At 66.6% G+C, this 15,178-nt stretch carries 9 protein-coding genes; 3 read left to right on the top strand and 6 right to left on the bottom strand.

Annotated features, from left to right (window positions below):
• Nucleotides 1-29: 29 nt before the first annotated feature.
• The 3 genes from V7066_RS03590 to V7066_RS03580 all read right to left on the bottom strand — a co-directional run bounded on the left by V7066_RS03590 (nucleotide 30) and on the right by V7066_RS03580 (nucleotide 5,191).
• Nucleotides 30-3,206, bottom strand: coding sequence for an autotransporter outer membrane beta-barrel domain-containing protein (locus V7066_RS03590; protein WP_334181866.1), 3,177 nt, complete (start codon nucleotides 3,204-3,206; stop codon nucleotides 30-32).
• Between the two features lie 99 nt (nucleotides 3,207-3,305).
• Nucleotides 3,306-4,241, bottom strand: coding sequence for an intradiol ring-cleavage dioxygenase (locus V7066_RS03585; protein WP_334181865.1), 936 nt, complete (start codon nucleotides 4,239-4,241; stop codon nucleotides 3,306-3,308).
• Between the two features lie 155 nt (nucleotides 4,242-4,396).
• On the bottom strand, nucleotides 4,397-5,191 hold the full coding sequence (locus V7066_RS03580; RefSeq protein ID WP_334181864.1) for a response regulator: 795 nt from the start codon (nucleotides 5,189-5,191) through the stop codon (nucleotides 4,397-4,399).
• 656 nt (nucleotides 5,192-5,847) lie between these two features.
• Here V7066_RS03580 and V7066_RS03575 point away from each other — a divergent pair.
• Nucleotides 5,848-8,001, top strand: coding sequence for an ATP-binding protein (locus V7066_RS03575; protein ID WP_334181863.1), 2,154 nt, complete (start codon nucleotides 5,848-5,850; stop codon nucleotides 7,999-8,001).
• Nucleotides 8,001-8,951: an autotransporter domain-containing protein gene (locus V7066_RS03570; RefSeq protein WP_334181862.1), complete on the top strand. Its 951-nt coding sequence runs from the start codon at nucleotides 8,001-8,003 to the stop codon at nucleotides 8,949-8,951. The genes V7066_RS03575 and V7066_RS03570 overlap by 1 nt, the downstream gene beginning before the upstream one ends.
• 184 nt (nucleotides 8,952-9,135) lie before the next feature.
• Here the strand turns inward: V7066_RS03570 and V7066_RS03565 are convergent, their stop codons facing one another.
• Entirely contained in the window at nucleotides 9,136-11,382 is a 2,247-nt protein-coding gene (locus V7066_RS03565; RefSeq protein WP_334181861.1) for an FdhF/YdeP family oxidoreductase, read from the bottom strand.
• A 239-nt stretch (nucleotides 11,383-11,621) separates the two neighbouring features.
• Here V7066_RS03565 and V7066_RS03560 point away from each other — a divergent pair, with 239 nt between their 5' ends.
• Nucleotides 11,622-12,560, top strand: coding sequence for a glycosyltransferase family 2 protein (locus V7066_RS03560; RefSeq protein ID WP_334181860.1), 939 nt, complete (start codon nucleotides 11,622-11,624; stop codon nucleotides 12,558-12,560).
• Here V7066_RS03560 and V7066_RS03555 read toward each other — a convergent pair.
• Both V7066_RS03555 and V7066_RS03550 read right to left on the bottom strand, forming a co-directional pair.
• Entirely contained in the window at nucleotides 12,557-14,035 is a 1,479-nt protein-coding gene (locus V7066_RS03555) for a lipopolysaccharide biosynthesis protein (RefSeq protein ID WP_334181859.1), read from the bottom strand. The genes V7066_RS03560 and V7066_RS03555 overlap by 4 nt on opposite strands.
• A 6-nt stretch (nucleotides 14,036-14,041) precedes the next feature.
• Complete coding sequence (locus V7066_RS03550; protein ID WP_334181858.1) at nucleotides 14,042-14,941, bottom strand: hypothetical protein; 900 nt, start codon at nucleotides 14,939-14,941, stop codon at nucleotides 14,042-14,044.
• Nucleotides 14,942-15,178: the final 237 nt, after the last annotated feature.

Here is a 15,178-nt window from a genome sequence, read left to right as displayed (position 1 = left end):
ATGCCCTCCGGAACGGTATGTAACCTGCGTTAGAAAGCCACGCTCAGCGAAGCGCGGGCCGAGAGATCAGTGGCATCCTGGGTCCGCTCGGCGCGGGCGGTGATCTTCCAGGTAAAGTCGTAGCCGCCGGCCAGCATCGAGACTTCGCTGACCCAGGCGCCCTTCAGGCTCTCGGGCGTGATCGTGAAGGCCTCGCCCGCGTCATAGGTATCGCCGCCGTTGAAGTAAGCGGTCGTGCTGCCAAGCTTGCCCGAAACCACTTCCCGGCGACCGGCTTCAAGCTGGAATGTCAGCGGGCGCCAGTCGGGCGAGATCGTGCCCAGCGAGTAGGACGCGATCAGCGTCGGCGTCACCGTGGTCATCTTGCTGGTGCGGCTGGCCACGCTTAGCGCGATCGCGTCGCTGTCGGCGGTTTCGCTGTAGCCGTTCTCCTTCAGCCAGAACTGTTCCAGTTCGACCTTGGGCTTCAGGTTGAAGCGGCGCGACATCTGGAAGCGGTAGGACGCACCCGCAAGGCCGGAGAACATCCAGCCGCTCCACTTGCCGTCGGCCGAATAGGTGAAATCGGTGTCGTCGATCGTGCCGGTGAACGTGCGGGTCGAATCGACCGAGATCTTCGAGGCCCCGATGCGCGCCCAGGCCATGAACGGTCCCTTGCCGGTGCGCCAGAACAAGCCGAGGTCGTGCTGCCCGACACCCAGATCGCCGGTGCCGCCGTTATCGGTCACCGTGCCATGGAGCCAGGCATAGGACACGCCGAAATAGCCGAGATCGGTCCGCCTCTCGACACCGGCGGAGAGACCCCAACCGCTTGCCTTGTAGCCCGCCGTCGAACCGGCATCCTTGGCGGTGCGCCAGTAGACCGGCTCGAACCAGCCGCCCACGTCGGAGATCGTGAACAGCGAAGTCTCGTCCGAAAGGTGGCGCGAGGCCATGCGGTCGCCGTGGGTCACGGCATCGAAGACACCGCCCGAATGGTCGGGCAGCAGGCCGGAGACCTGGCTCTGGAGAGTCGCCGAATTCTCGACCTGGAGCAGGCTGGAAGTCAGGCTGTCGTCGTTCTGCGCCGTCGCGTAGATCGCGTCCCAGGCCGAGGCCTCGCTGCGGGTGAGGCCCAGTTCGTCGGTCGTCTTGCGCGCGATGGTGAGATAGATGCTGTTCGCATCGGTCGAGACTTCGCCGTTGTAGATGAACGGCAAGTCGGTGTCGGTCGCGCTCAGCGTGCCCTGCACGTCGAGGCTGCTGGCGGTGAGCACCGTGTACGTGCCTTCCGCATCGCCGAGATCGGTGACGGTAGCGGTGATCTTGGCGCCCTCCTCCAGCGTGGCGTTGGCTACGGTGTAGAGCGAGCTGGTGCCCTCGGCCGTGTCGACATAGACGCCCAGCGAGCCGCCCGACTTCACGATCAGGCTGCCGAAGCTGATGCTGTCGGAATCGCTGGCGGTCAGCTTGGCGCCGCTGCCCACCGTGACTGTCAGGTTGTCGGCATTGCCGAAGTTGCCCGAATAGACCGAGCTGCCCGACAGGGTAAGCGTGCCGACGTTTCCGTCGAAGTCCATCGTCCCGACGAAGCTGGAGGTTCCGGCCAGAGTGGCCGTGCCGATGCCGCTGCCGAAGTACACATCGCCGGTGTAGACCGTATTGCCCGAGAGGTTCAGCGTGTCGTCGCCGTCTCCGAAAAGGGTGTTGCCGGTGATCGTGCCCGACGAGGCATTGAGGGTGTCGTTGCCCGAACCCAGCAGGATATTGCCGGTGATCGCGGTGTAGACGGTCGGATCGGTGTCGGTATCGTTGTCGTCGAGATAGTCGGCACTGGTCTCGGCATCGGCGTCGTTGAGGTATTGGTTGATGGTGACGCCGGTGGTGTTGGCGGACAGGTCGATCGCCGTGCGGGTATCGGTGCTCGATCCGCTTGCGGCGATGTAGCCGGTGTTCTCGATCGTCGTCAGCGTGCCGGACAGGTCGCGGATCGCGGTGGAAGAACCCTCCCCTTGCGAGGTGATCGAGGCCGCGATCGAGCCGCTGTTGTAGAGGCTCGTCACGGTGCTGCCCGCATTGATGAGCAATGCGGTCGCCGCCGAATCGTAGGTCGTGGCGCTGAGGGTTCCGGTCACGCCGATGCCGTCGGTCAGGGTGACGTTGCCACCCTGACCGCCGATCACCAGACCATAGGCATCGGTATTGCTGTAATAGGCATTGGAGGTGACCGAACCGTCGATGGCGATCGAGTAGGTGCCCGAATTGCTCGACACCCCGCCCACGGTGATGTCGCTGGTGCCGCCGACCTGGATCGCCGGGCCGTTGCCATAGGCCGCGACCGCGCCGGTGCCTTCCTCGTCATCGTCGACCCCGTCGCCGTCCTCGTCGTCGTTGGTACTGTCGTTGTCGACCGGGGGCGCCGCTACATAGATGCCGCCAGCGACGTTGCCGGTGATCTCCACGGTCGCCGCGCCCGAACGCAGGGCGGCGCGCGAAAGGACCATCGTTGCGCTGTCGTCATCGGTATAGGAGGCCCGCTGCGAGACGGTGCCCTGGATGGTCACGGTGCCGCTGACGTCGCCGTCCACGACCAGCCCCTGGGCACCCGCGCCGGTGGCGTAGACGGTGCCTTCCACCGTCACGTCGCCATCGACGTTCCTGGTCGAGATGCCGACGGAGTTGTCGCCGATGACGTTGATCGTGCCGGTGTTCCTGATGTCGCCCACATAGTCCGAATCGACGACGATACCGCCCGAGTTCAGGCCTTCGACCGTGATCGTGCCCTCGTTGAGGATCGAGCCGCTGGTGGTCGTGCCGGACAGGACATGGATGCCGTAGCGGTTGCTGGCCGAGGCGATCGCGCCGTCGGCAATGCCGTTGGAATCGGTGTCCGCGGGAACGAAGTCCTCGGTCACGGTGAGCGTGGCGTCCTCGCCCACGGTGATGGTCGAAGTGGTGCCGGCATTGATGGTAATGCCGGTGGCGCCATCGGCATCGTCGAGGACGAGCGCGCCTTCGAGGTCGACGGCATTGTTGCTGTCGACGGTGATCGCGCTGCCGCTGGGCAAGGTGATCGTACCGTCCTCGGTCACGGTCACGTCACCCGCACTGGAGGTGACGAGCGCCTTGGTCGTGGAAGTGGAAATGGTCGTAGCCGCAAGCGAAGGTGCGGCGGAAAGCGCGAGAACGAGCGCGCCGATGCTGGAAGACGTGTGCAGCGAGTTCATGATGATGGGTCTCTTGGTGAGCGCAGGGCATCAGGCAGGACCGGGAGGTTCAGGTCCTGCTGGAATTTCAGTCAGGCGACGATTTCAGTTTGCCGCCGGTCAGGCAGCGATGCCGATGAGCGCAGTGCCGGTATATCCGGCGGTCAGGCTGCCGCTCAGCGTGGGCGTCATCTGCGCGATCTGCGCCGAGCTGTTGTCTCCAAAGACATTGTCGGAGGAGAGCGAGATCGCATTGTAGTTGGCGATGCTGGCGGTGTAGCGCGTGTCGCCGGTGAAAACGGCGGTATTGGTCGCGGCAGGCAGGGCCAGCTGCGAGATCAGGCTGGCAGTGCGGCCGGTGCTCGCGGAAGTCAGGCCACCGGTGAAGATCTCGAAATGGATATGCGGCCAGCGTCCGGAATAGCAGGCGGGGTAGATCGTCGTGAACGTCACCTTGCCCTCGGCATCGGTCACCTGCACGCCGCGCAGATAGCTCTCGGTGGTCACGCCGCTGGAATAGAGCGAGTATTTGCCCGCGGCATCGCACTGCCAGATATATATCGCCGCGCCCTCGATGGCGGCGCAGCCGTTGTTCACGTCCACCAGTTGCAGCGTCAGCTCCAGTTGCACGCCGTCCGCCGTAGTGGTGGAGTTGATGAAGCTGGACCGGATGTCGGAACGAACCACGCCGCTGACGGTCAGCACGTTGGAGGTCGATCCGCTCGCGCTGTTGGTGCCGTCGGCCGGATAGGGGCCGTTGGTCTCGGTCGGATCGGCAATGCAGCTGCTGCTGGAGGTCCCGCCCGAAGTCGTCGTGGACGAACTGGTGGAAGACGTGCTTGTCGAGCTCGTGCTCGATGTCGACGAGGAACCCGTCGAGCCGGTCGATCCGCTGGTGCCCGAGGATGAGGAACCGTCATCGCCGCCGCAGGCCGTCACCGCGGCAAAGCCGCCCGCACTGGCCAGGACGGCCAGCGCCCGGCGGCGTCCTATCAGGTTTTTACTGATCGTCTTCAGGTCGTGGGCGAGGCCGCCATCATGGTCATGGTCTTCCATCTTGAATCTCCCCTCGTGTCGCATTTCGCGCGACGGGCCGGGAGACCGGCGTCGCGGATCAGGTCACGACGAGGAGTGGAAGAGCGCTTTTGCGATCGGATTTCACAGGCATTTCATCTCTGTCGCGCCACGACTCACCGCTGGCGCGCGCGCTGTCACGCAGGTGAAATGTCGCCCGAAACGGACGGGACGAACAGGTAGCCCTCATTGCGTACGGTGCGGATGATGTCGCCGCCGCCCTCGCCTTCCGCCAGCTTGCGGCGCAGGCGGGAAAGCTGGACGTCGATGGCACGATCGTAATGATCGCTGTCCTCGCCGCGCGACCAGTCGAGCAACTGGTCGCGGGTGAGCACGCGGCGCGGGTGCTCGGCAAAGGCCTTGAGCAGGCGGAACTCGCCGTCCGACAGCGAGATCAGGCGATTGGCCGGATCGAACAGCAGGCGCAGACCCAGGTCCATGCGCCAGCCGGCGAAATGGAGGCACTCGCCCGAGTGGATGTCGTTGACCGGGCGCTGCTCGGGAACGGAAGATGGCGAGACGATCCGCTCCACCGGCCCCATATTCGCCCGGCGCCGCAGCACGGTGCGAATGCGGGCGAGCAGTTCGCGCGGATTGCAGGGCTTGGCCAGATAGTCGTCCGCGCCCATCTCCAGCCCGACGATCCGATCGACATCGCTACCGACGGCCGAGAGCATGATGACCGGCGGGGCACCGGGACCGAGCGCACGCAAAGCGGTCAGCCCGTCCTCGCGCGGCATCATCACGTCGAGCACGATGAGGTCGAAATCCGCGCGCGCCAGATGCTCGCGCATCTCGGTGGGATCGGCGGCCGTTTCGGTGGCATAGCCGTGCTTGCCCAGGAACTCGCTGATGAGCGAGCGGATGCCGTCATCGTCGTCGACAATGAGGATGCGGGTTTCAAGGTCCATCGGTGCGCGTTCTAGGATCATTGCACGCCAATAGAAACCCCGTGTTCCAGCCGGATTTCAGCCGGGATACAGCTTGCGACAAGATCGCAGCCGCATTGCAATCTGGATGAAATCCGCAGGCAAACTCGCACCGCAAGAAGCAGCGCCATGGACATTCAAGTTCGTCAGGTTCCGTCCTGGATGGACTGCAGCGCGGATCGAGCGACATCCCCCGTCGCCCTCGCCGCCATGCTGCATTCCTCCGGAACGGCCGGAACCGCCGTTCGGTTAGCCACCGCCAAGGCGCCGAACGGCGCCGGGTCCGTCGCAGCGACAGGTCACGTAGTCGCACCCGCCCTGTCCTGCGACGGCCCCGGAACTATATCCTCAAGCAGATCGCCCACAGCCCTACCCGATACTGACACATATCGGTGTTACCCGGCTCAGCGACCCACCGGCCCCGGCCGGTACGACAGAGTTTACCTTCCGGCACCACAGGGGACAGGTCTGCCGGAAAGGACCCGAGGTGACCGTCCTCGCCGGGCAGCTTCAAGCTGTCGGGCGCGGGCGCGGAGCGGGTTCGGAAGGGACGTGTCCCTCTCTTCCGAGCCCGCGCCGCAAAACCTCGCTTTGCCCTTACGCCTTCTCTCGACGCACATGGCTCGAATTGGCCACAGAATCGTGGCAATGGCGGGAACATGAGCCTGCCCCGCCCCATCATGCCCCGTCTCAACAGTCGACTCGGCCTGCCGCTGGCGATGCAGATGATCGTCATCCTCGTCTGCGCGCTGATCGGCGCCCAGCTGGTGACGCTTGCCCTCACGGTGATCCTCCCGCCCAGCCCGACTGCGCGCTGGAACATGGACGAAGTCGCCAGCGCGCTCACCACCAGCGATCTGCCCGACCGACTCGAGCGCAAGCCGATGGTCGGTCCGCCTGACGTGAGCGGTCAGGGCTGGCTGGTTTCCGAATCCTCGCGCGATGCCCTTGCCGAACGTCTCGGACGAGACCGCAGGGACGTTGTCCTCGCTTTCTACACCCAGCTTCCGGTCGGCGGCGTCGCAGTGCCCAGCAATGCCCGCTCGCCGCTGGCCAGCCTGAAAACCAAGAGCGCCCGCCCAACCGAAGTTTCCTCGCTGCTAGTCGGCTCCGCCGATGCCCAATCGATCCCCGGCGGTCCCCCGCCCGGCGGCCCGGCTGGCCCCGGCGGCATGCCCGGCGGACACTTCCCCGGCGGCATGCCTCCGGGCGGAACAATGCCGCGCGTGCCCTCGATGCCCCATCCTTCGATACCGGGCGGCGGACGCCCCGGCGCACATGTGTCGAATGCGGCCATGCCTGGCGGCAAGGTCCCGGGTTCTCCCGCCGTAACGCCGGGCGGACGCCCCGGTGCTCAAGGTCCGGGCGGTCAATCCGGTCCGCAGCGCCCCGGAAACGCTCAGGGCGGACAGACCGGAGCGCCCGGCGGTTCCACCGGCTATCCTGCCAACGGCATCCCGAATCAGGACGGCCAGCCGGGCCGGATCATGGCCCCGGGCATGCGTCCGGGTGGAATGCTCGGTCCGGTCGGCGGGGGCGCCATCGGTTCGGGCATGCTGGCCCCGGTCATGCCGAGCATGAACGATATCCCGCGTGCGACTTTGCCGATCGCCACACCCGAACCGATCGCCAGTCCGACTCTCAGCAGCCGACCGGTCACCGTGTCCATTCCCCTGCCGCCGATAACGCTGGCCTCCCCGACGGCCACCCCCACCGCCACGGCCGCCATCCACCCCGCAGAAAGCACGGCGGCGAGCCCTTCCACGCCGCTGCCCGCGGTGCCGGGCAAGCCGCAGCCGATTCCCTTCCGTCATTCGGGCGGCAGCTTCTTCGCGCTGACCTCGCCGCCGTTCATCGAGGGCGATTTCGTCGCCGCGACCCGCCAGCCGGACGGGCAATGGCTGGCCGTCGCCCCGCGCGCGGAGCCTTTCCCGAACGCCTGGCAGAAGCGGGTGATGCTGTGGTTCGCGCTGTCGCTGGCGATCATCAGCCCGCTGGCCTGGCTCTTCGCCCGCCGCATCGTCGTGCCGCTCAAGGACTTCGCCCAGGCCGCCGAACAGCTCGGCCGCGACCCTTCGGCGACTATCCTGCCGCTTTCCGGCCCGGCCGAGATCGGCCGCGCCGCCAATGCCTTCAACCAGATGCGCTTCCGCCTGCGCGCCTTCGTGGACGACCGCACGGCGATGGTCGGCGCCATCAGCCACGACTTGCGCACGCCGCTCACCCGCCTGCGCTTCCGCATCGAGGACGTGCCCGACGACCAGCGCGAAGGGCTGCTGAAGGAAGTGAGCGAAATGGAAGCGATGATCAGCCAGGTCATCGCCTTCATCCGCGATGCCTCCACGCCGGGGCCGCGCAAGCGTGTGGACTTCGCCGATCTCATCGCCGGCAGCGTCGCCGATGCCCAGCTCGTGGGCGGCAAGGTGACGATCGAGCACAATGTCCACATCCCCGTCGAGGTGGACCCGGTCGGCATCCGCCGCCTGCTCGGCAACCTGCTGGAGAACGCCATCAAGTACGGCGAAAGCGCCAAGGTCCGCGTCAGCCTGCTGGACGGCGAGGCGGTTGCCGAGATCGTCGATGCCGGTCCCGGCATTCCCGAAGACGAGTTCGACCGCGCGTTCGAGCCGTTCTACCGTTCCGAAACCGCACGCAAGTCGGGCCAGAAGGGCACCGGACTCGGCCTCGCGGTCTGCCGCTCGATCGCCCGCGCCCATGGCGGCGACGTCAACTTCGTGCACGGCGGAGACGGTTTCGCGGCGCGCGTGACGGTTCCGGCCGCCTTCGATCCGACCCTGCGAAAGGCAGCCTGATGCCGCGTATGATACCGGCATGCCTGCTCATGGCGGGCATGGCCGCCCTGCCCGCCGCTCCCGCCGCAAGGGCGCAGGAGGCTCCTGCTGAACCGGCCTCCGAGGTCGAAGCCACGGAAGAGCCGAAGTCCGAGACTCCTCCCGAAGCTCCGAAGCCCACGCCCTGGACCGTCACTGCCTCGGCAGGCGTCAGCAATCGCGACGACGGCCCCGACGGATCATGGCAGGCGCTCTCGCTGACGCGGCAGGTCGGGCGCGGCTATGTGCGCGGCGGGCTGATGCGCTACCACGGCACGCTGATCCAGGCCTATACGGCGCTGCCTTCCGACTACTATGTCGGCACGCTCGGCGCCGGCGGCAACTTCGACAACTGGGTGGTGGACGGCTGGGCCAGCTACGGCCGCCAGGACTACGGCCGGATCACCAGGGAATGGGGCGGCAGCCGCGAGAGCACCGGCGCCAGAAGCAGCGCCTACTACGCGATGGGCGGCGATTTCGGGCGAATCTTCCCGCTGTCGCCGCGCTGGTTCGTGACGCCGACCGTCGTCGGCTCCTATGCGCTGGGCCGCCTGCTGCGCCCGGCCCCGGACTTCACCGGGCTCGTCGATCTCGAAACCCGCGAGCCGACCTGGACGCTCGGCAGCACCGTGCGCGTCGACCATGCCTTCGGCCGGAACGCCGATCACTATGTCGGGCTTTCGGTCTCCCGCAACTGGACCAGCAATGCCGTCTCGCAAGTCACCGGCGGCCAGTTCGAGGACCTGAACGACATTCCCCGCTCCGGCCTGCTTGATTCGCAGCACACTGCGGACGCTTGGTGGGAAGTGGGCGTGAGCGCCAACATGAAGCTGACGGACCGGCTCCACCTCGATCTCTACGCCTCGCGAAGCTTCGATGCGCTGGCGGGGAACACGACTTCGGCAGGGGTGTCGCTAAGGCGGTCGTTCTGACGTTCCTCCCCCGACGGGGGAGGGGGACCACCCGCAGGGTGGTGGAGGGGCACAGGCGCGTTACGTGACCGTGACGGCAAGCGGAAAACCGGCGGCGGCCCGCGCTCGCCGGATAGCTCCGCTTAAACCGACGGTGCCCCTCCACCATGCTTCGCATGGTCCCCCTCCCCGTTTCGGGGAGGAATCACGCGGCGCGGGCGATTTGCACCGGGATCGACTTGTAGGCCGGGGTTCCGCTGACCGGATCGAAATCCTCCAGCGGCACCAGACAGTTCGCCTCGGGATAGTAGGCCGCCAGCGATCCGCGCGCGATCGCGTGCTTGACCACCGTGAAACCCTTGAGCGAACGCCCCGCGGCGGTGACCACATCGACCACATCGCCATGCGCGAGACCCAGCATGTCGAGGTCCACCTCATTGGCGAAGATCACGTCGCGGCGGCCGGTCACGCCCCGGTAGCGGTCGTCGAGGCTGTAGATCGTGGTGTTGTACTGGTCGTGGCTGCGGATCGTGGTGAGTAGCAGCGGCCGCGCGCCTTCCATCGCTTCCACTGGATGGGCGATGAACTGCGCCTTGCCGCTGGGGGTGTTCCAGACGCGGTGATCCGGCGCGATGGTCAGGCGGAAGCCGCCCGGCTCGCGGACGCGGCGGTTGAAATCGTGGAAGTCCGGATAGACCTGCTCGATCCCCTCGCGGATGCGGTCGTAGTCGGCAACGAGCGCGTCCCAGTCGACCAGGCTGCGCGGCATCGCCGCCTTGGCCAGCCCCGCGACGATCGCCGGTTCCGAGCGCACCAGCGGCCCCGGCGCCTTCAGCTTCCCGCGCGAGGCGTGGACCATCGACATGCTGTCCTCCACGGTCACGAACTGCGCGCCCGTGGCCTGCTCGTCCAGCTCGGTGCGGCCGAGGCAGGGGAGCACCAGCGTCTCCTTCGCGGTCAGTAGGCAGGTGCGGTTGAACTTGGTGAGGATACTGACCGAAAGATCGAGCTTCCGCACGGCAGCGAAGCAGGCTTCCGGGTCGGGCATGGCGACGGCGAGGTTGCCGCCGAGGCCGATCAGCGCCTTCGAGCGCCCGTCGCGCATGGCCTCCAGCGCCTCCACCGCATTGTGCCCGTGCTCGCGCGGCGAAGTGATCCCGTAGGTGGCATCGAGCCGTTCGAGCATCGCCTCGGCCGGAATCTCGGTAATGCCCACGGTGCGGTCGCCCTGCACGTTGCTGTGGCCGCGCAGCGGGCAGATCCCCGCCCCCGCCTTGCCGAAGTTGCCGCGCAGCAGCAGCAGGTTGGCGATCGACTGCACGTTCTGCGTGCCGTGGCGGTGCTGGGTGATGCCCATGCCGTAGCAGACGATAACCCGCTCGGCATTGATGTAGACTTTGGCCATCGACTCGATGGCATCGCGCGTCAGGCCGGACGCTGTCTCGATCCAGTCCCACGACGTCGCTTCGAGATCGGCCCGGAGCGCCTCGATCCCCTCCGTATGCTCAGCGATGAAGGCGTGGTCGATCGCATCGGCCGCGATCACCAGCTTCATCATGCCCTTGAGCATCGCCATGTCGCCGCCGATGCGCACCTGATGGTAGGCCGAGGCCAGCGGCGTCGCGTGGGTCGACAGCATCTCGGTTGGGTGCTGCGGCGACTTGAAGCGCTCCAGCCCGCGCTCGCGCATGGGATTGGCGACGACGATCGGCACACCCCGCTTGGACGCGGCGGCCAAGGTGGAGAGCATGCGCGGATGGTTGGTGCCGGGATTGTGGCCGATGCAGAAGATGGCATCGGCATGGTCGAAGTCTTCCAGCGTCACCGTGCCCTTGCCGATACCGATCGACTTGGGCAGCCCCACGCTCGTCGCCTCGTGGCACATGTTGGAGCAGTCGGGGAAGTTGTTGGTGCCGAACTCGCGCGCGAAGAGCTGGTAAAGGAACGCCGCCTCGTTGGAGGCGCGGCCCGAGCAGTAGAATTCGCAAGCGTGGGGATCGTCCAGTTCGCGCAGCACCGCACCGGCACGGGCAAATGCCTCGTCCCAGCTTACGGCCACGAAATGGTCGGTCTCGGGATCGTAGCGCAGCGGCTCGGTGAGGCGCCCGGCATCTTCCAGCCGGTGATCGCTCCAGGTCCACAGTTCGCTGACGCTGTGCTTCGCGAAGAATTCGGGATCGACGCGCTTGACGGTCGCTTCCCAGGTCACCGCCTTGGCGCCGTTCTCGCAGAATTCGAAGGAAGAAGTGTGCTTGGGGTCCGGCCAGGCGCAACCGGGACAGTCGAACCCGTCGGGCTGGTTCATCTGGAGCAGCGCGCGGGTGTCCGGGCTGGCCTTCATCTGCTCGCGCACCGTGCGCGCCACGGCACCCAGCGCGCCCCAGCCGCCCGCCGGGCCCTTGTAGTCGCCGATGCCCTCGAGATTGCCGTCCGCAGTGTGATTTTCGGCCATGACCCTGATTCCTTTTCGCCTTTCCGGCCCTGATCCTTTTCGCCTTTTCGGCATAGCCGATGCAACGCGCGAGAAACAGCGTGGCTGCGCTCAAGTGCTCCTGCGAAAATCGCAAGACCGCGATGCATCCAGGGGCGACCTGACTCATTGATTACCCCTGAAGTTCAACTTCATGTGCCGCCCACGCTCGGATACCAAAGGCGGAACCCTCACCTTCCCGGAGGGCAGGAGCCATCACGATGCCGCAGGAACAGGTGACGGTCGTGATCCCCGCCTATCGCGCCGCCGAGTCCATCGAGCGGGCCGTATTGTCGGCCTTCGCCCAGCCCGGCGTCTCATGCCGGGTAATCGTGGTGGTCGACGATGAGGAAGGCACCACCGAAGCCGCCCTCGCCGCCCTCGCCGCCCTCGCCGACGAGCGGCTGACGGTCCTGACCAACCCCGGCAACATGGGCGCGCAGAAAAGCCGGAACCGGGGCCTGGCTGCCGTGGAAAGCGACTGGGTCATGTTTCTCGACAGCGACGATTTCATCATGGGCGACCTGCTGCCGAGCCTCGTCCAGGCGCTGGAACAGGGCACCGATGTCGCCTTCGGCCCCTGGTTGCTGCTCGACGAGAGCCGGGGCCGGGCCGAGCGGCACCAGGAGCGCTATGCCGACGCTGCCGACCTGCTCGACCGCTGGCTGGTGCGGCGGCAATGGACGCCGCCCTGCGCGGTGCTCTGGCGCACGGCGTTCCTCCGCCGGATCGGCGGCTGGAAGGAAAGCGTCCGCCGCAACCAGGACGGTGAAGTGGTCTGCCGCGCCCTGCTCGCAGGCGCACGACCGGGCCATTCGGCGCGGGGCTGCGGGGTCTATGTCCAGCACGATTCCCCGCACCGGATCTCTCAGGCCCGCTCCACCTTCGGAGACCTGATCGCGGTGGCGGATAGCCTGCTGGAGCAGCCGACCGAAGCCGTCGAGGAAGCCCGGCGACGCAAGATCCTGGGCGACTACTTCTACTGGCTGGCTGACAGCGCCTTCCGCCGCGGCGACCGCGAGCAGGGTCGCCGCGCCCGGCAGCGCGCGGTGGAACTGGGCGGCTCGCTGCCCATGGGCTCGCGCCTGCCCCGGCTCGGCGCTGCCGTGCTGGGTCTGGAAACCTATCGCCGGGCCGTCTCCTGGGCGACGAAGCCCTAGGTTGCTGCCTTTCGCCGCCGCAACCGGTCAGGCAAGAGATTTCCGGCAAGGCGCAGCATCTCCGCCATGGCCTGCCGCCCGCCCGGCGTAGCGGCCTGCGCCGCCACCGCGCCGAGGTAACTGGAGGCCACGGCAAGCGCGAGCAATCCGACGGTCGGCAGCCCCTGGCCCACGGCCGCGACGATCCCCCAGGCGAACAGCCCGCCCAGAAGCGAGGGCAACTGCACGAAATACATGAAGCCCTGGGAGATCGGGGTATCCCGCGTCGCGAAATGATAGAGCGGAGGCAGCGAGGCAAGCTGTCCGATGAAATAGGCACAGGCCACGCCCACTGCTCCCCAGCGCACCCCGATGAAGAAACTGGCGATCGACACCGCGCTCGAGAACACGCCCCAGTACATCATCCGCCGGGTGTTCCCGCTGCTGATATAGAGCCAGCCGGTGGTGTTGGGCACGCATTGCACGATCGCGGTCAGGCTCAGCCAGAAGAAGATCGGACTCGCCGCCGCCCAGCGCTCGCCCAGCAGGAAGGGCACGAGCTGCTCGCTACAGATAGCCGCTGCCAGTATCCCCGGCATCGACACGAGTGCCAAGGCGCGCAGGGCCAGTTCGTAGACACGGCGATAGCGCTCGGGCTCGTCGCGCACCCGGCTCAGCACCGGCAGCATGACCCGGCTGAGCGGCTGGTTGATGTTCTGCAAGGGGAACAGCATTAGCTTGTAGCTGCGGTCGTAGAGGCCCACCGCATCCGCACCCTCGGCCTTGGCGATAATGACGTTGTCGAGATTGCGGGCGAAGAAGTTGACGAGGTTGAAGCCCGTCAGGTTGGCACCGAACACGACCAGCTTGCGCACCCCGGAGAAGGACGCGCCCAGCCGCGGGCGCCAGGCGCAGGCCCGCCACATCATCGCCGTGCTGATCGCCGCGTTGAGCAGCGTGCCGAGCCAGATCGCCCAGTAACTTTTCAGCGCCAGCGCCGCCGCGGCAGTCAGGACGAACGTGCCGATGGCAACGACCACGTCGTTCACGCTCAGCGCATGGAACCGCATCTCGCGGTTGAGCAGGGCCTGGTGTTGCAGCTTGAGACCGGTGATCAGGATCGTCAGCCCGGTCGCCGCCGTGACATATCCCGCCCGTGCATCGCCGTAGAACGCGCCCACCGCAGGCGCCAGCGCGACCATGACAAGCGCGGCCACGACCGAGACGAGCACATTGAGCCAGAACAACGCGTTCGAATGCTCCGGATCGAGTTCGCGGGCCTGTACAACGGCCTGCGCAAAACCGAGGTTCTGGAAGGTCATGATAAGGCCGGTCAGCGGCGCCACCATCGCCGCCACGCCGTAGTCCGAAGGCGAGAGAATGCGGGCGACCACGATCGTCGTCGCCATCGTCGCAAAGACCTTCACGAGCTGGGCGACGGCGGTCGATGCCACACCTCGGGTGGCACGGCGGCCCATGTCCTCGGTCCTGGCCATCTCCGCCTAGTCTCCCGATGCGGCCGGACCGGTCCGGCGGGGCATTGCGAGGGGGTTTCCGAATTGCTCCGCCAGCATGGCGATCTGCGCATCGTTCTGCACGATATTGTCGTCGAACAGCCGCACTTGCTGCGACGACCACCAGCCCATCTGCACGAAAGTGGGGCCGACCTTGCGATAGGTCGTCCCCGCCCGCCGCGCGCACCAGTAGAACCAGAGATCGTCCGCAGACGGTGCATAGCGCTCGAACAGGTCCCGCCGGGCGACATCGGGATGCAGCGTGCCGGGCGGATAGAGGATACCGCCGACGCCGGTGGGCATCACATCCACGCTCGGGCGCCGCGATGCCGCGTCCTCCACGTCCCAGACCCAGTCGCGATAGGGTGCGATCCGGCCTTGCGCGTCCTGCGTCAGGCGATGCGCGCGGTGGCAGGTGATGGAATCCTGCTCGCCGCCCTGCCCTTCGACAAGCCAGGTCAGCCAATCCGGCTTGTAGAAGACGTCGTCGTCCGCCGTCGCCACCCAGGCATCCGGGAACGCGGCCAGCGCGAAAACCAGTTTCTTGTAGCTGCGCAGATCCTCGACAAGGCGAAGCTCCACCCCCTGCCCTAGCAGCTTGCGGACCGCTTTCGGCAAGGAAACCTCATCGCCGCGCGCCAGCCACAGGACGATGCGGTCGGCAGCGATATCCTGGCGTAACAGCCCCAGCAGCGTCAGATGCAGAGTCGGATAGCGGGGCGGATAGGACGTCAGCGAAACGACGAGTTCGCCGGGCAGCCCATGCGCGCGCGGCATTCCCTGCGGAAAGTCCCGCGTGCGACGGCGATATTGCCGCCCGCTCCAGAGACGCACCGCCAAGGGACGAGGCAAGGCGGTCGTGACCCACTGCTTTGCCCATGCCTTCAAGAGCGCGCCCTTTCGAAGCTGCTTACGGCGGCGGAGAATGCCGACGACCGCAGCCTAGCCACGCTGCCGGAGCGGCACCATCATCCCAATGGTCCAAGCTTCCGGAATCTCATGTCTTTATCGGCATGGCGTGCGGGTCGGCGATCACCCCAAAGGATCGGGAACATCCCGATGGGATTACCTCGCCGGAGATTTTTTCGGAAAAAGCCCGTGGCAGATGTGGTGGCCACATACGAC

The organism is Novosphingobium sp. (genome assembly GCF_036820275.1).
Lineage (GTDB): Bacteria > Pseudomonadota > Alphaproteobacteria > Sphingomonadales > Sphingomonadaceae > Novosphingobium.
The sequence above is the reverse complement of the archived record's forward strand: the minus strand, read 5'-3'. Positions and strand labels throughout refer to the sequence as shown.